17 protein-coding genes are annotated in these 14,247 nt (G+C 72.3%); 10 read left to right on the forward strand and 7 right to left on the reverse strand.

What is annotated here, in order from left to right; all coding sequences use genetic code 11:
• Positions 1 to 123 precede the first annotated feature (123 nt).
• From ACZ6C1_RS25045 to ACZ6C1_RS25060, 4 genes are read left to right on the forward strand one after another with little or no spacing between them, the layout of a single operon-like run.
• The gene (locus tag ACZ6C1_RS25045; protein WP_469243361.1) at positions 124 to 954 is read left to right on the forward strand and encodes a glycosyltransferase family 2 protein; all 831 of its coding nucleotides are present in this window, start codon (positions 124 to 126) and stop codon (positions 952 to 954) included.
• Positions 951 to 1,931, forward strand: coding sequence for a glycosyltransferase family 2 protein (locus ACZ6C1_RS25050; protein ID WP_469243362.1), 981 nt, complete (start codon positions 951 to 953; stop codon positions 1,929 to 1,931). The genes ACZ6C1_RS25045 and ACZ6C1_RS25050 overlap by 4 nt, the downstream gene beginning before the upstream one ends.
• Positions 1,928 to 2,725, forward strand: a complete 798-nt coding sequence (locus tag ACZ6C1_RS25055; RefSeq protein ID WP_469243363.1) for a polysaccharide deacetylase family protein — start codon at positions 1,928 to 1,930, stop codon at positions 2,723 to 2,725. The genes ACZ6C1_RS25050 and ACZ6C1_RS25055 overlap by 4 nt, the downstream gene beginning before the upstream one ends.
• Positions 2,726 to 2,766: 41 nt before the next feature.
• Positions 2,767 to 3,861 (forward strand): DUF5925 domain-containing protein, encoded by a 1,095-nt coding sequence (locus tag ACZ6C1_RS25060; RefSeq protein WP_469243364.1) that lies wholly within the window; start codon positions 2,767 to 2,769, stop codon positions 3,859 to 3,861.
• Positions 3,862 to 3,929: 68 nt separating this feature from the next.
• Here the strand turns inward: ACZ6C1_RS25060 and ACZ6C1_RS25065 are convergent, their stop codons facing one another.
• Positions 3,930 to 4,307 (reverse strand): GntR family transcriptional regulator, encoded by a 378-nt coding sequence (locus ACZ6C1_RS25065; RefSeq protein WP_469243365.1) that lies wholly within the window; start codon positions 4,305 to 4,307, stop codon positions 3,930 to 3,932.
• A gap of 71 nt (positions 4,308 to 4,378) precedes the next feature.
• On the opposite strand from ACZ6C1_RS25065, the gene ACZ6C1_RS25070 reads away from it, so the two are divergent.
• Positions 4,379 to 5,302: a GNAT family N-acetyltransferase gene (locus ACZ6C1_RS25070; protein WP_469243366.1), complete on the forward strand. Its 924-nt coding sequence runs from the start codon at positions 4,379 to 4,381 to the stop codon at positions 5,300 to 5,302.
• The gene (locus ACZ6C1_RS25075) at positions 5,283 to 5,780 is read left to right on the forward strand and encodes a ribonuclease FAU-1 family protein (RefSeq protein ID WP_469243367.1); all 498 of its coding nucleotides are present in this window, start codon (positions 5,283 to 5,285) and stop codon (positions 5,778 to 5,780) included. Before ACZ6C1_RS25070 ends, ACZ6C1_RS25075 begins: the two co-directional genes overlap by 20 nt.
• Here ACZ6C1_RS25075 and ACZ6C1_RS25080 read toward each other — a convergent pair.
• The 4 genes from ACZ6C1_RS25080 to ACZ6C1_RS25095 are packed head-to-tail and all read right to left on the reverse strand — an operon-like array spanning position 5,759 to position 9,187.
• Positions 5,759 to 6,199 (reverse strand): GNAT family N-acetyltransferase, encoded by a 441-nt coding sequence (locus ACZ6C1_RS25080; protein ID WP_469243368.1) that lies wholly within the window; start codon positions 6,197 to 6,199, stop codon positions 5,759 to 5,761. The genes ACZ6C1_RS25075 and ACZ6C1_RS25080 overlap by 22 nt on opposite strands.
• Complete coding sequence (locus tag ACZ6C1_RS25085; protein ID WP_469243370.1) at positions 6,196 to 7,692, reverse strand: tripartite tricarboxylate transporter permease; 1,497 nt, start codon at positions 7,690 to 7,692, stop codon at positions 6,196 to 6,198. Before ACZ6C1_RS25085 ends, ACZ6C1_RS25080 begins: the two co-directional genes overlap by 4 nt.
• Positions 7,692 to 8,207, reverse strand: a complete 516-nt coding sequence (locus ACZ6C1_RS25090; protein WP_469243372.1) for a tripartite tricarboxylate transporter TctB family protein — start codon at positions 8,205 to 8,207, stop codon at positions 7,692 to 7,694. Before ACZ6C1_RS25090 ends, ACZ6C1_RS25085 begins: the two co-directional genes overlap by 1 nt.
• Complete coding sequence (locus ACZ6C1_RS25095) at positions 8,204 to 9,187, reverse strand: Bug family tripartite tricarboxylate transporter substrate binding protein (protein WP_469243374.1); 984 nt, start codon at positions 9,185 to 9,187, stop codon at positions 8,204 to 8,206. Before ACZ6C1_RS25095 ends, ACZ6C1_RS25090 begins: the two co-directional genes overlap by 4 nt.
• 115 nt (positions 9,188 to 9,302) lie before the next feature.
• Here ACZ6C1_RS25095 and ACZ6C1_RS25100 point away from each other — a divergent pair, with 115 nt between their 5' ends.
• Positions 9,303 to 9,983: a response regulator gene (locus ACZ6C1_RS25100; protein ID WP_469243376.1), complete on the forward strand. Its 681-nt coding sequence runs from the start codon at positions 9,303 to 9,305 to the stop codon at positions 9,981 to 9,983.
• A gap of 29 nt (positions 9,984 to 10,012) precedes the next feature.
• Positions 10,013 to 10,594, forward strand: a complete 582-nt coding sequence (locus ACZ6C1_RS25105; protein WP_469243378.1) for a hypothetical protein — start codon at positions 10,013 to 10,015, stop codon at positions 10,592 to 10,594.
• Between the two features lie 140 nt (positions 10,595 to 10,734).
• Here the strand turns inward: ACZ6C1_RS25105 and ACZ6C1_RS25110 are convergent, their stop codons facing one another.
• Positions 10,735 to 11,115 (reverse strand): DUF4279 domain-containing protein, encoded by a 381-nt coding sequence (locus ACZ6C1_RS25110; protein WP_469243380.1) that lies wholly within the window; start codon positions 11,113 to 11,115, stop codon positions 10,735 to 10,737.
• A gap of 125 nt (positions 11,116 to 11,240) precedes the next feature.
• On the opposite strand from ACZ6C1_RS25110, the gene ACZ6C1_RS25115 reads away from it, so the two are divergent.
• Positions 11,241 to 11,633, forward strand: coding sequence for an alpha/beta fold hydrolase (locus tag ACZ6C1_RS25115; RefSeq protein ID WP_469243382.1), 393 nt, complete (start codon positions 11,241 to 11,243; stop codon positions 11,631 to 11,633).
• A gap of 390 nt (positions 11,634 to 12,023) precedes the next feature.
• Entirely contained in the window at positions 12,024 to 13,055 is a 1,032-nt protein-coding gene (locus tag ACZ6C1_RS25120) for a lytic polysaccharide monooxygenase auxiliary activity family 9 protein (RefSeq protein WP_469243384.1), read from the forward strand.
• Positions 13,056 to 13,112: 57 nt separating this feature from the next.
• On the opposite strand, the gene ACZ6C1_RS25125 is transcribed toward ACZ6C1_RS25120, so the two are convergent.
• Positions 13,113 to 13,976 carry an esterase/lipase family protein gene (locus ACZ6C1_RS25125; RefSeq protein WP_469243386.1) on the reverse strand — a complete coding sequence of 288 codons (864 nt, stop codon included), beginning with the start codon at positions 13,974 to 13,976 and terminating at the stop codon, positions 13,113 to 13,115.
• Positions 13,977 to 14,247 lie beyond the last annotated feature (271 nt).

Genomic DNA, 14,247 nt, shown 5'->3' on the forward strand with positions numbered 1-14,247 from the left:
CACCCGTCCCGTCCGGAGATCCGTTCCGCCGTGGGACGAGTGAGCACAACCCCCCTTTCGAACCGGATACACATCCGGGCCGCCCGGGGGTGGGCGGCCCACCGGACGAGAGGGAAACAACTGATGAGCTCTGTCCTGCGCCCGGCCGTCGGCGATGTCGTCGAATCCGAAGCCGGCCGAATAGCCGCCCAGTACCGGGCGATCACGTCCCACCTGGCCATCGCGCCGCCGGTGAGCGTGGTGATTCCCGCGATGAACGAGGCGGAGAACCTTCCGTACGTCTTCAAGACCCTGCCCGACTGGATTCACGAAGTGGTCCTCGTCGACGGCAATTCCACCGACGACACCGTCGACGTCGCCCGCGGACTCCGGCCCGACGTCAAAGTCGTCAAGCAGGTCGGCAAAGGCAAGGGCGACGCCCTCATCAGCGGCTTCGCCGCCTGCACCGGCGACATCATCGTGATGGTCGACGCCGACGGCTCGGCCGACGGCCAGGAGATCGTGTCGTACGTCTCCGCCCTGGTCGGCGGCGCCGACTTCGCCAAGGGCTCCCGTTTCGCCAACGGCGGCGGCACGGACGACATGACCTTCGTCCGCCGACTGGGCAACCGCGCCCTGTGCGGCATCGTCAACGCCAAGTTCGGCGCCCGCTACACCGACCTCTGCTACGGCTACAACGCCTTCTGGCGCCACTGCCTCGAAGAGATCACCCTCGACTGCACGGGCTTCGAGATAGAGACCCTGATCAACATCCGGGTCGTCAAGGCGGGCCTCAAGGTCCAGGAAGTGCCCAGCCACGAATACCTGCGCATCCACGGCGTCAGCAACCTCAACGCCGTACGCGACGGCATCCGCGTCCTGAAGGTGATCCTCAAGGAGAAGGGCGTCCGGCGCGCCGAGCGCCGTCGCACGGCCACCTTCTCGGCCGGCGTGCCCCGGGGTGAGGTTTCTTGAGCGAGCGCCGATTCTCCGTCGTCATCTGCGTCTACACCGAGGACCGTTGGGAGGACATCCTCGCGGCGGTCGACTCGGTGCGCCACCAGTCGCTGGCCGCCCTGGAGACGCTGCTCGTGGTCGACCACAACGAGACGCTGCTGGAGCGGCTCCGCAAGGAGTACGCCGACGCCGGTGAGGAGGTGCGGGTGCTCGCGAACGCGGGCCCCCGTGGCCTGTCGGCGGGCCGCAACACCGGTATCGCCGCCGCCCGGGGTGACATCGTCGCCTTCCTCGACGACGACGCCGTCGCCGAACGGGACTGGCTGCGGTGGTTCGACGACGCGTACGACGACCGGCGGGTGATGGCCGTCGGCGGGCGGACCGTGCCGGCGTGGGTGTCGGGGCGGCGCCCGGTCTGGTTCCCGGCCGAGTTCGACTGGATCGTCGGCTGTACCTACCGGGGACTGCCCGCCGGGCGGGTGCGGGTACGCAACGTGCTGGGCGGGAACGCCTCCTTCCGGCGCGTCGCCTTCGACGCGGCGGGCGGGTTCGCCACCGGCATCGGGCGGGACGGCGACCGGCGACCGCTGGGCTGCGAGGAGACGGAGCTGTGCATCCGGCTCGGCAACGCCCTGCCCGACGCCGTCCTGCTGATCGACGACCGGGCGGTGATCCACCACAAGGTCCCGCCCGCCCGCGCGTCCTACCGCTACTTCCGCGCCCGTGCCTACGCCGAAGGACTGTCCAAGGCGCTCGTCGCCCGGAGCGTCGGCGCGGACAAGGGCCTGGAGACGGAGCGGCGGTACACCACGCGGGTCCTGCCCGCCGGAGTGGCGCGGGGCCTTCGGGACTTCGTGCTCGCCCGGCCGGGCGGGGCGGGGCGGGCGGGCGCCATCGTCACCGGCGTGGCGGTGGCGGCGGCCGGTTACGCGCGCGGCGCGCTGGCGTCCCGGAAGGGCGCGTTCTCCCACGGACCGATCGGGGACCCGTCATGAACGCCCCCGTACCGATCCTGATGTACCACGCCGTCGGGCACCGCCCCGCGAAGGCGGCGTACGGGCTGTCCGTCTCGCCGGAGGCGTTCGCCGCGCAGATGGAGGTGCTCGGCGAGCGCGGGTTCACCCCGGTCACGGTGGCCCGGCTCGGGCACGCCTGGCGGACCGGGGCACCGCTGCCGGTCCGCCCCGTGCTGGTCACCTTCGACGACGGGTACGCGGGGGTGCACCGGCACGCCCTGCCGGTCCTCGCCGAGCACGGCTTCACCTCGACGCTGTTCGTGTCGACGGGGTGGCTGCGTGGCCCGTACCACGAGGGCGGTGCGCTCGACACCATGCTCGACTGGGACCAGGTGCGGGAACTGGCCGCCGCCGGCACCGAGATCGGCGGCCACACCCACACCCACCCGCAGCTGGACCAGCTCGACGACGAGCGGCTCCGGTTCGAGACCGTGCGGTGCCGGGAGATCATCACGGAGGAGCTGGGCACGGCGCCCGTCTCGTTCGCCTATCCGTACGGCTACTCCAGCCGTCGCGTGCGGCGCACGGTCCGGGAGGCCGGGTTCGCCCAGTCGCTGGCCGTGGGCAATGGCCTGGCGCGCCGCGTTCAGGGGCCGTTCGCGCTCCGGCGGGTGACCGTGCGGCGGAACACGGACATCGAGGAGTTCGCGCGGCTGGTCGAAGGCCGGGCGATCGGGCGGACGTTCGCGAAGGACCGGGCGCTCACGAAGGGGTACGCGGTCGTCCGGCGCGCGCGCCGGGCTGCCACCGTGCTGGTCGGCACCGGTACGTAAACACCGTGCGGGGAGAGCGAGTGTGCCGGATCATGGACCGCATGTCTGCCAACCCTCATGAGGCCCTGCCGATCCGGCTCACCGTCGACGACAGCGATTCCCCTGCCGATGTCGTCGACGCGCTGTTCCTCGGGCGCTTCGCGACGGGCGAGCAGCCGTACGCGCACAGTACGTCCCTCGACCGCGTCAAGTCCGGTGCGACGCTGCTCCCGCCCGGCGCGGTGGTACTGCGGACCGCCCGTGACGACGACCGCAGCGCCACGCTCGCCGAGGGCGACGGCTGGACGGTCCTGGTCTCCCGCTGGAGCAGGGGCGCCGACGTGACCGTCACGGCGGTCGACGCGGAGCTGGCCGGGCGGGTGCTGAAGCAGGCGACGGACGGCGCCAAGGACGACCCGGAGCCGCAGCCGGACAACGTGGCCATGGGCTTCTGGTACGTCTCGCCGCGCCGCGGCCCGCACCGCACGACGCGCCGGATCGCCGCCGGGTCCTGGGAGGAGGTGCGGCCGAACTACACCGCCCCCGTGGCGGAGGCGATGGACCACCTGATGAAGGTCACGCCGGACGACATCGCCGGCCGCCTGCTCCTCCTGCACGGCCCGCCGGGCACCGGCAAGACGTCGGCGCTGCGCACGCTGGCCCGGTCGTGGCGCGACTGGTGCCAGGTGGACTGTGTGCTGGACCCGGAGCGGCTGTTCAACGACGTGGGCTATCTGATGGACATCGCGATCGGCGAGGACGAGGGCACGGCGAACGGCCGGTGGCGGCTGCTGCTCCTGGAGGACTGCGACGAGCTGATCCGCGGCGAGGCCAAGCACACGGCGGGCCAGGCCCTGTCCCGGCTGCTGAACCTGACGGACGGGCTGCTGGGGCAGGGCCGCAACGTGCTGGTCGGGGTCACCACCAACGAGGACCTGGAGCGCCTGCACCCGGCCGTGGTCCGCCCCGGCCGCTGCCTGGCCCGGATCGAGGTCGGCCCGCTGACCCGGCCGGAGGCGGTGGCGTGGCTCGGTTCCGAGGAGGGCGTGGGGCGGGACGGGGCGACGCTGGCGGAGCTGTACGCGCTGCGGCGCGGCACGGGCCCGGCGGCGATCCCGGACCAGGCACGCGGCGCGGACGCGGGGCTGTACCTCTGAGGCGGGCCGTACGCGGCGCGGACGCCGTACCTCCGAGGCGGGCCGTACGCGGCGCGGACGCCGCACCTCTAGGACGGGCCGTACGCGGCGCGCAGCGCGTCCGACACGGCCGCTTCGGCGTCGGCACGGCTGAGGCCCAGGCGGTGGGCCTCGGCCGCGTACGCCGCGGCCGCCGTGGCCGCCTGGCGGGCGGCGGCGTCCCCGGCCGGGGCGACGAACGTCCCGGCACGGCCCCGGGTCTCGATCACCCCGTCGGTCTCCAGCACCCGGTACGCCTTGGCGACGGTGTTGGCGGCGAGGCCCAGTTCCTCCGCGAGGCCCCGGACGGTCGGCAGTTTGTAGCCGACCGGGAGGCGGCCCGAACGGGCCTGGGCGGAGATCTGGGCGCGCAGCTGTTCGTACGGGGCCGTCGGGGAGCCCGCGTCGATGGAGATCTTCAAGGTCACGGGCACGATTGTCCCCGACGGTGGGGAAATTGGGAGGCGGTCGGGCCGGGGCGCGCGTACCGTGCGGCTTCATGACTGTGATCGTGCGGGAGTTCCGTCCCGAGGACGCCGAGGCCGTGAGCAGGTCACGGCAGGCCTGCATACCGTTCCAGGTGGCGACGCCCCGTTCGGTGCTCTTCGACGTCGAGACCGCCAACCCGGCCGCGAAGTTCCGCCTGCTGGTCGCCGAGAGGGACGGTGAGATCATCGGGACGGCCTATGCCGGCATCGCGTACGACAGCAGCGAGCCCGGCCAGGCCTACGCCACCCCGCAGGTCCACCCGGACCACCGGGGTCACGGCGCGGGCGGCCTCCTGCTGCGTACCGCCGAGGAGCACTTGGCGGCCGAGGGCGCGACGTCCCTGTACGCCTGGGTGATGGACGACCCCGCGAACCTGGCGTTCGCCGGGAAGCGCGACTACCGGCCCACCCGCTCCGCGCACTTCCAGCGCCTCGACCTGGCGCGCACCGACCTGCCCGAGCTGCCCGGGACGCTCCCGCCCGGCGTCGAGCTGGGTACCGCCGCCGACTACGAGGCCGATCCGCGCCCGATGTTCGTCGCCGACGCCGAGGCGACGGCCGACGAACCGAGCGACATCGCCACGGACTTCGACGACTACGAGGACTGGGTGCGCCACACCTGGGACAACCCGCTGCTCGACCGCGGCCTCTCCACGGTCGTGACCGTGGGCGGCGAGGTGGCGGCCTTCACCGCCGCGTTCACCGACGGCGGGACCCGCTATGTGTCGGGCATGACCGGCACCCTGCGCGCGTACCGGGGCCGGGGGCTGGCGAAGCTCGCCAAGACGGACTCGCTGCGGCGGGCCCGCGCGGCGGGCTGCACCGACGCGTACACCAGCAACGACGGGGCGAACGGCCCGATGCTGGCGATCAACAAGTGGTTCGGGTACGAGGTCTGCGCGACGGAGGTCCGGCATGTCCGCGCGCTCGGTTGAGGTACGTCTCGTCAAGGCCGGACGTACGAAGATCTCCTACCCGGCCGAGGTGGTGGCCGACGACGGCACCCGTCTGACGGTCCGTGCCCCGTGGGCGGCGGACGGGGTGCGGGACTTCGGATTCGTGCGCTTCGAGCCGGGCGACGTCTTCACGGAGCACTACTGGCGGGACCGGTGGTACGCGGTGAAGGAGGTCAGGACCGGGGACGGTGCCCTGAAGGGCTGGTACTGCGACATCACCCGGCCCGCGTCCGTGGGCGGCCGTGAGGTGGTCGTGGAGGACCTCGACCTGGACCTGTGGGTGTCGGCGGACGGCGGGCAGGTGCTGCGGCTGGACGAGGACGAGTTCGAGGCGAGCGGTCTGGCGGAGCGGGACCCCGCCGCCGCCGCGGCCGCCCGCGAGGCCCTGGACGCTCTGGAGGCTCTGGCCCGTGCGGGCGGCCTGCCGGGGGCGGGTCAGGAGAGCGGCTTGCGGTAGTGGACGCGCTCGGGGTCGGCGGCCGTGCGCGGCTCGTCGGTCTCGTAGCCGTACCGCTCGTACATCGCCCGGTTCTCCCGCATCAGCCGGTGGGTGAGGAGCCGGACCTCGGGCAGGCCGCGTTCCCGGGCGTGCTCCTCCACGAAGGCGAGCAGTCGCCGGCCGAGGCCGGAGCCCTGCGCGTCGGGGTGGACGGCGATGTTGTCGAGGTACAGGTGGTCGGCCTCGGCCCTGAGGACCACGAGGCCGACCACCGGGTCGCCGGCGACGTACACCCTGCCCGCGGTCACGTCCGCCGCGTGGTCGGCCTCCATCGGAGCCGGTACGCGACCGATGCGGGCGATGTAGTGGTGGTAGGCGGCGTCGGTGACCTCCTTCACCCGGGGGACGTCGTCGGTGGTCGCACGGCGAATCGTCATACCGTCAGATTACGGCGGCGCGTGATCACCTTCTTCAGCAGCGGCCAGGTCAGCAGGACGACGACGACGGCGTAGACGGTCACCGAGAACGGCGTGTCGACCAGTCCGGTGACACTGCCGTCGCTGATCTGGAGCGCCCGGCGCAGCTGCTGTTCGGCGGCCGGGCCGAGGATGACCCCGATGACGGCGGGCAGCACCGGCAGGCCGTAGCGGCGCATCCCGAAGCCGATGAGGCCGATGAGCAGCAGGACGACCAGGTCGAGAGCCTCGCCGCCGACCGCGTAGGCGCCGGTCGCGGCGAAGAACAGGATCCCGGCGTAGAGGTACGGGCGCGGGATGCGCAGCAGCTTGGCCCACAGGGGCGCGAGCGGCAGGTTCAGCGCGAGGAGCAGCACCATGCCGACGAAGAGGGAGGCGATCAGGCCCCACACCAGCTCGGGTTCCCGTTCGAAGAGCAGCGGTCCGGGCTGGATGCCGTACTGCTGGAAGGCGGCGAGCATCACGGCGGCGACGGCGGTGGTCGGCAGGCCCAGCGTCAGCATCGACACGAGGGTGCCGGCGGCCGAGGCGGAGGCGGCGGACTCGGGCCCGGCGACGCCTTCGATGGCGCCGCGCCCGAACTCGTCCTTGTGCCGGGACAGCCGCTTCTCGGTGACGTACGACAGGAAGGTCGGGATCTCGGCGCCGCCGGCCGGGATGGCGCCGAACGGGAAGCCTATGAGGGGGCCGCGCAGCCATGGCTTCCACGTCCGCCTGACGTCGTCCCTGCCGAGCCAGGGCCGGCCGACGGGGATCGCGTCGCCACCGCCGCGCCGCAGGTGGGCCGCGACCCACAGCGCCTCGCCGATGGCGAAGAGGCCGACCGCGACGATGACGACGTCGATGCCGTCGGCGAGCTGGAGCGAGCCGAAGGTGAGCCGCTGCTGGCCGGTCATCTGGTCGAGGCCGACGAGGCCGAGGGTGAGGCCGATGAGCAGTGAGGCGAGGCCCCGGATGCGGGACGAGCCGAGGACCGAGGTCACGGCGATGAACGCCAGCACCATGAGCGCGAAGTAGTCGGGCGCGCCGATGTCCACGGCCAGCGCGGCGACGGTCGGGGCGAGGGCGACGAGCAGGATGGTGCCGATCATGCCGCCCGCGAAGTGCCCGCCCGCGGCCGCCGCGAGGGCCTGCGCTCCGCGTCCGGCCTTGGCCATCGGGTTGCCCTCGATGGCGGCGACGACGGCGGCGCTCTCGCCGGGGGTGTTCAGCAGGATGGAGGTGGTGGAGCCGCCGAACATCGCGCCGTAGTAGATACCGGCGAACATGATGAACGCGCCGGTGGGTTCCAGTCCGTACGTGACCGGCAGCAGCAGGGCGACCGCCATGGCCGGGCCGATGCCGGGCAGGACACCGATGGCGGTGCCGAGCAGTACCCCGATCGCCGCCCACAGCAGGTTGACGGGGGTCAGGGCGGTACCGAAGCCGTCGAGGAGGGAGTTCAGCGAGTCCATCAGAGCACTCCCATCAGCGGGCCACCGGGGAGCGGGACGCCGAGCAGATCGGTGAAGACGACGTAAGTGACGAGGGAAAGGACGGCCGCGATGAGCGGGTCGCGGTCGGCGCGGCGGCTGCCGAGCGCGTACGCCGAGCCCCAGAAGATCAGCGCGCCGGCGACGGGGAAACCGGCCGGGCCGATGAGGACGGCGCCGCCGAGGAACACCCCGGCGAGCAGCAGGACGGTACGCCAGTCACTCGGTTCGGACAGGTCGACGTCCTCGCCGCCCTCGGCCTCGCCCCGGCCGCCGCGCAGGACGTCGACGGCGAGGAGCACGGCGACGACGAGGAGCCCCGCGCCGACGACGACGGGAACGGTCGTGGGCCCGACCGGTCCACGCTGTCCCGTGGCGACGTCCATCGTCAGCGCGTCGGTGAGGACGAGTACGCCGATGACGGCGAGGAACAGGCTGACGCCCAGCTCGGAGTGTTCGCGCAGCCAGGCGCGGCGTGCGGTGCTCGGTGTGCTCACAGCCCCAGCTCCTTGAGGACGGAGTCGACGCGCTCGTTCTGCTCGTCGAGGAAGTCGCCGAACGCCTCACCGGACAGGTAGGCGTCGCTCCAGCCGTTCTTCTCGAGGGAGTCCCGCCACTGCTCGGAGGCGTGCAGTTCGGCGACGAGGCCGATGAGTTTGTCGCGCTCGGCGCCGGAGAGGCCCGGCGGGGCGACGATGCCGCGCCAGTTGGTGAACTCGGTGTCGAGCCCCGCCTCACGGAGGGTGGGGGCGTCCAGGCCGGGGACCCGCTCCGGGCCGGTGACGGCGAGCAGCCGCAGTTCGCCGGCCTTGATCTGGTCGAGGTACTCGCCCACGCCGGAGACCCCGAAGGCGACCTTGTTGCCGAGGATCGAGGCGAGCAGTTCACCGCCGCCGTCGAAGGGGATGTAGTTCACCGATTTCGGGGCGATTCCGGCGGCCTGCGCCATCAGCATCGGCGCGAGGTGGTCGGGCCCGCCCGGTGACGAGCCGCCGCCGACGGGGAGCTCGGCGGGGTTCTTCCGCCAGGCGGCCAGGAGCTCCTGGATGGTCTTGTACGGGGAGTCCTTGGCGACGACCACGATGTCCTGCTCCTCGGTGAGCCGGGCGATCGGGGTGGTGTCGGCGAGGGTGGCCGGGGTCTTGTTGGTGTGTACGGCTCCGACGACGCCGAGGCCCATGGACATGGCGAGCCTGCCGTTGCCGCGCTCCCCGACGAGCCGGGTCAGGCCGACGGTGCCGCCTGCGCCGGGCAGGTTGAAGACCTCGATGTCCTGGGTGAGGCCGGCGTCCTGGGCGTTCCTGGCCGCGGTACGGGCCGTGATGTCGTACCCGCCGCCAGGCGTGTTCGGGACCATGAAGCGCAGGCCGGGGATCTGGGTGCCGGTGGCGGAGCCGCTGCCCGTGGAGAGCAGCGGCGGCCCCACGAGCACCAGCAGCGCCGCCCCGAGCAGGGCGAGAGGGGTGCGCAATCGCACGAGAGCCTCCTGTCTTGTGAAGTGGCCCACATGTTGCCCACGCGTTAAGAAGCTGTCTCCCTTCCGCAATCAACGGACGTTGTGGTCGTTGTGGTCGGGACCTAGCGTGTCGCCGGTGACGAAGGTGCTGGTGGTGGACGACGACTTCATGGTCGCCAAGCTGCACAGTCGCTATGTGTCCGCGATGGACGGCTTCACGGTCGTGGGGGTGGCGCACAGCGGCGCCGAAGCGCTGCGCGCGGCCGAGGCGCTGCGCCCCGACGTCGTCCTGCTGGACATCTACCTGCCCGACATGGACGGCATCGGGGTGCTGCGCGCGCTGCGGGCGGCGGGGCACGGTGCCGACGCGCTGTTCATCACGGCGGCCCGGGACGCGGGCACGATCCGCTCGGCGCTGCGGGCCGGGGCCCTGCACTACCTGATCAAGCCGTTCAGCCAGGTGGCGCTGCGTGAGCAGTTGCTGCACGTCGCGTCCCTCCGGACGCGCCTGGACGAGCTGGACGAGGCGCGGCAGGAGGACGTCGACCAGATCTTCGGCACCCGTCCGCCGGGCTCCCGGGAGCTCCCCAAGGGCCTGGCCGCCCACACCGCCGAGCTGGTGGACCGCATCCTCCGCGACCACCCCGCGGGCCTGTCGGCCGCGGAGTGTGCGGAGGCCGGCTCCCTGTCCCGGGTGAGCGCCCGCCGCTACCTGGAGTACTTCGCCGGGACGGGCCGCGCCGAGGTCACGCTCCGCTACGGCGGCACGGGCCGCCCGGAACGGCGCTACCGGCGGGTGGGCCGACCCCTACCGTAGAGGGAGGACGAGGGCACAAGGGGGGCACCGTGGGCGCCAGTTGGGCGGGGCTGTTGATCGCGATCGTGGGTGTGGCGGGAACTCTGGGGGCCGCGCTGCTGACGCAGAACCGCGCGGACCGCACCAAGCGGATGGAGCTGCGGGCCGCGGCCGAGCAGCGCCGTGAGGAGCGCGATCACGCGGTCGAGCTGCTCCGGGCGGAGCAGGCGGAGGCGCGGCTGCGCGACGGCCTCGAAAGGCGACGCGCCTGCTACATCACGCTGAACACCGCCGCACGCCAGTACCTGACGGCGATGACCAACCACGTCCACGCGGTACGGCGCGGCGAGGACGTCGGCGGGTCCCTGGAAAAGCTGGAGGCGAGCAGGCTGGCCTTCCGGGACAGCTACGCCGAGGTCCAGATGGTCGCCCCGGACACGGTGCTGCGCTCGTGCAGCACGGCCAAGAAGCAGTTGAACACCGCGTACGGGTCGCTCAGGGGGTTCTGCGCGGACCCTTCCACGCACGCGGGGGAACTGGCCTCCCTGGAGGGCGGGTTCCGCCGGGACGTCTGGCCCCACCTGGGAGCGATGAAGCGCACGATGCGCACCGACCTGGGCATCGACGACTAGGGCGTGTCCGGCGGCAGGCGGGCCTACGTATTCCACGGCGCCGTCACGCTCGTCGCGATCCAACTCCGGTTCCGGGTCCGGCTCCGCTCGTGACGCGAGACGCGGGACGCGCGGCAGCCGGTCCGGAACCGGCCGCGCCGTCATTCCGGGGAGGGCACCTCGTCAGGTGTCGGCGGGTAAAGGTCCAGGACGAGGTCGATCCCGAGCATGCCGAGCTGCTTCAGCATGGGCGCGGGCAGCGTGTCACCGCCTTGGCCGCTTTCGCTGCCGAAGCCGAGGAGCAGTTCGACCTCGCAGTCGGTGGCCAGGCCGGCGAGCGCCGCCTGCTTGCCGGCAAGCCGCTCGACCAGCGCCCGGGCGTGTTCGGCCGGCGGATGGTCGCTGCTCAACCCACTGTTCAGGATCCACACCGACATGTTCCGTCGGGCGCCGGCCGGGTTGCGTGGGCTGCTGGGGCTTCCTCGCTCGAAATGGGCGTCGGGAGTGATCGCCAGTGCGGCCGTCACCTCCCGGGCGGCCATTGTTGTGCTCGTGATCCGCAACGATCCCGAAGACCACGGGGAGTCCGTTGACGGTGACGAGGGCATCCGCTGTCTGTCCGGCACGGCACCACGATGTCACACCGCCCCATCCAGTCGGTGGACAGATGCCCGACTGGACCGACCGCGAGGCGGTTGCGGACTTCGCCGCCGCCGGCGCGGAGATCCTCGGCAACGACCCCGTCGCCGCCCGCGCACTCGCCGCCCGCATCTGGGACCGCACACCCGGCACCGCACCACCGGTCCACATGGCCAACCAGCTGGGCACGGTGTTCGCCAGGCTGGACTGCGCACCCCGCTGGCGCGAGCGCCTGCCCGGGATCGAGGTCCCCACGCTCGTCGTCCACGGCCGCCGCGACCCGTTCTTCCCCGTCGGCAACGGCGAGGCGATCGCGCGCGAGATCCCCGGGGCCCGGCTGCTCGTCCTCACGGAGGCCGCCACCGCGATCCCCGACGCGGCGATCGGCGAAGTCAGCGAGGCGATGCTCACGCTCGGATAGAGGACGGCGAGTGCCACGCGGGTCCGGCCTCCACGCAGCAGCGGACGTCGGAGTTCTGGCTCCCCATGGGGCCGTACAGGGAGCCGCCCACCACGGCTTCGGGCGGACTCCACGAGAACCACGGCGGACGGCGAACGCCCGCCCACAAGGGCGGACGGCCGCACCAGGAGCGCCTACCTGAGCGTCCTCTTAGCGTCGCCTTAAGCGGAGCATAAGGATCCTCATCAGCCGCTTCCCGCAGGCGATTTCGGCGTTCCGAGGGGCTAGCTTGCTGATCACCGGGACTGGTCCGGACCGTCGGTGCCGAAGCCGGGGGGCTGCGCCGCCCGTCCGGATCCCGTTCCCGTAACCCCCCACATCTGTTCGTCCCCGCTGAAGGAGAACGCCACCATGACCTCTCGCCGCCGCAAGCCGGCAGCCGCCGCCGTCGCCCTCGGTATCGCGCCGCTGGCGCTCGCCGGTCTGGCCGCGTCGCCCGCGGCCGCGCACGGCACGATGACCGACCCGGTCAGCCGGGTGTCCGCCTGTTACGCGGAGGGGCCGGAGAGCCCGGATTCGGCGGCGTGCAAGGCGGCGGTGGCGGCGAGCGGGCCGCAGGCGTTCTACGACTGGAACGAGGTCAACATCGCCAACGCCGCCGGCAACCACAAGCGGCTGATCCCGGACGGCAAGCTGTGCAGCGCGAACCGCGACAAGTACAAGGGGCTGGACCTGCCCCGCGGTGACTGGCCGTCGTCGGAGCTGGCCGCCGGCAAGCACACCTTCCGCTACAAGGCGACCGCCCCGCACAAGGGTTCCTTCGAGCTGTACATCACCAAGGACGGCTATGACCCGTCCAAGCCGCTGAAGTGGTCGGACCTGGAGGCGCGGCCGTTCGCCAAGGTCACCAACCCCCGGCTGGAGAACGGCGCGTACGTCTTCGACGGCACCGTCCCGGCCAAGTCCGGCCGTCACCTGGTCTACTCGATCTGGCAGCGCTCCGACTCGCCCGAGGCGTTCTACACCTGCTCCGACGTGGTGTTCGGCAAGGACAACGGCCAGGCGGGCGGCGCCCCGGCCCCGGTGGCGTCGGCGCCCTCCGACCAGCAGATCGAGCAGGGTGCGGACAAGTCGACGGTCGACCACGGCGGGCACGGTGGCGACGACCACGGCGCCCAGTCCCCGAAGCCCGCGGAGCCCGCCGCCGAGGAGCCGAAGCAGCCCGAGGCGGCGGAGGCGGGCGCGGAGGCGACCGAGCAGGCCGGCACGCTCCAGGCCAACGGTGCCGGCACCCCGTCGCCCGTCGCCGCGGCGGCCGACGAGAACCTGGCCGAGACCGGCGGCAGCGGTAGCACCCCGTACCTCGCCGGTGGTGGCGCGGCGGTGCTGGCGGTCGGCGCCGCGGTCATGTTCGCCACGGCGCGTCGCAGGGCCACGCGCTGACGACCGGTGCACCAGGGGCCCGTCCGCGATCCGGACGGGCCCCTTCGTGTCGTCCCGTCAGCCGACGACCGACGCGCACGTGGTGGGTGTCGCGCGCGCCGGGTCGAGCGCGTTCACGACCTCGTGGTAGGCGATCCGGTCGAGCAGCCCTATCGCCACGTGCTCGGAGAAGTCCAGGGGGCACAGGTCCTGGAGGAGCACGTTGCGGACGCCCGGTCCGTCGAGGAACTGGGAGCGGTACGGGGTGACGACCTCGTCGTACTTGGTGGCGATGACGGTGTAGCGGACACCGGGAACGGTGTCGCCGCCCTCGTTGAGCTTGGTGAGGAACGGGGAACCGGCGACCTGGTCGGCGAGGCCGGGGGTCTTCTCGTTCAGCAGGTCGGCCGCGCCGGGGAAGTACGGCAGCAGCTTGGTGAGGCCGAGGAGCGTGGTGCCGTGGTTGTCGGGGGCGAGACCGACGAGGGCGTTCACCTTGTCGGCGCCGCCGAGGAACTTGAGGTAGTGGCGGGGCATCATGCCGCCCTGCGAGTGGCCGACGAGGTCGGCCTCGGTGGCGCCGGTGGCGGCGAGGACCTTGTCGACGTAGGCGTCGAGCTGTTCGGCGGACTTCTCGATGGGGCCGAGGCCGTGGAAGAAGGGCACGCCGGGCAGTTGGCCGTAGTCGAGGGAGAAGACGCAGTAGCCGCGCTTGACCAGGTAGGGGGCGAGGGCGAGCCAGTTGTCGACGGAGTTGCCGAAGGTGCCGTGGACGAGGACGACCGGGCGGGGGTGGGCGGACGACGGCTTGCACGTGTAGTCGTTCCAGCCGCTGCTGGGGCCCTGGGCCTGGGCGGTGGAGGCGGGCGCGAGGGTGGCGGCGACGGCCAGCAGCAGGACGGCCGTGGCTCTGAGGGCACGCCGTACGCGTGGGGGCAGCATCGAGTGGTCTCCTTGCGGCTCAAGGAATGGGGATGGGGCGATGGCGGTACGCCCTGTGGCCCGGACCACTGGTGGGGACGCACGACAGGAATGCCGTGCTCATGCCAAGCTACGCACGGGTAGCCGGAACTTGGAAGTTACGCGTCGGTAAAAACTGGGCGCCTACCAGCCGGATCCGGCTCACGGGCCCCGTCGCCCCGAGGTCCGCCGGCAGCGGGTCGAAGTCCAGGCCGTCACTGAAGTCGAAGGGGCAGGCGACGGCGTCCGGCCA

It is taken from the genome of Streptomyces sp. NPDC041796, assembly GCF_055590785.1.

What these genes read in the sequence shown, in the direction of transcription:
- ACZ6C1_RS25045 (WP_469243361.1), top strand. Translation starts at nt 124, where the DNA reads ATGAGCTCTGTCCTGCGCCCGGCCGTCGGCGATGTCGTCGAATCCGAA.
- ACZ6C1_RS25055 (WP_469243363.1), top strand. Translation starts at nt 1,928, where the DNA reads ATGAACGCCCCCGTACCGATCCTGATGTACCACGCCGTCGGGCACCGC.
- ACZ6C1_RS25060 (WP_469243364.1), top strand. Translation starts at nt 2,767, where the DNA reads ATGTCTGCCAACCCTCATGAGGCCCTGCCGATCCGGCTCACCGTCGAC.
- ACZ6C1_RS25070 (WP_469243366.1), top strand. Translation starts at nt 4,379, where the DNA reads ATGACTGTGATCGTGCGGGAGTTCCGTCCCGAGGACGCCGAGGCCGTG.
- ACZ6C1_RS25075 (WP_469243367.1), top strand. Translation starts at nt 5,283, where the DNA reads ATGTCCGCGCGCTCGGTTGAGGTACGTCTCGTCAAGGCCGGACGTACG.
- ACZ6C1_RS25080 (WP_469243368.1), bottom strand. Translation starts at nt 6,199, where the DNA reads ATGACGATTCGCCGTGCGACCACCGACGACGTCCCCCGGGTGAAGGAG.
- ACZ6C1_RS25085 (WP_469243370.1), bottom strand. Translation starts at nt 7,692, where the DNA reads ATGGACTCGCTGAACTCCCTCCTCGACGGCTTCGGTACCGCCCTGACC.
- ACZ6C1_RS25110 (WP_469243380.1), bottom strand. Translation starts at nt 11,115, where the DNA reads ATGGCCGCCCGGGAGGTGACGGCCGCACTGGCGATCACTCCCGACGCC.
- ACZ6C1_RS25115 (WP_469243382.1), top strand. Translation starts at nt 11,241, where the DNA reads ATGCCCGACTGGACCGACCGCGAGGCGGTTGCGGACTTCGCCGCCGCC.
- ACZ6C1_RS25120 (WP_469243384.1), top strand. Translation starts at nt 12,024, where the DNA reads ATGACCTCTCGCCGCCGCAAGCCGGCAGCCGCCGCCGTCGCCCTCGGT.
- ACZ6C1_RS25125 (WP_469243386.1), bottom strand. Translation starts at nt 13,976, where the DNA reads ATGCTGCCCCCACGCGTACGGCGTGCCCTCAGAGCCACGGCCGTCCTG.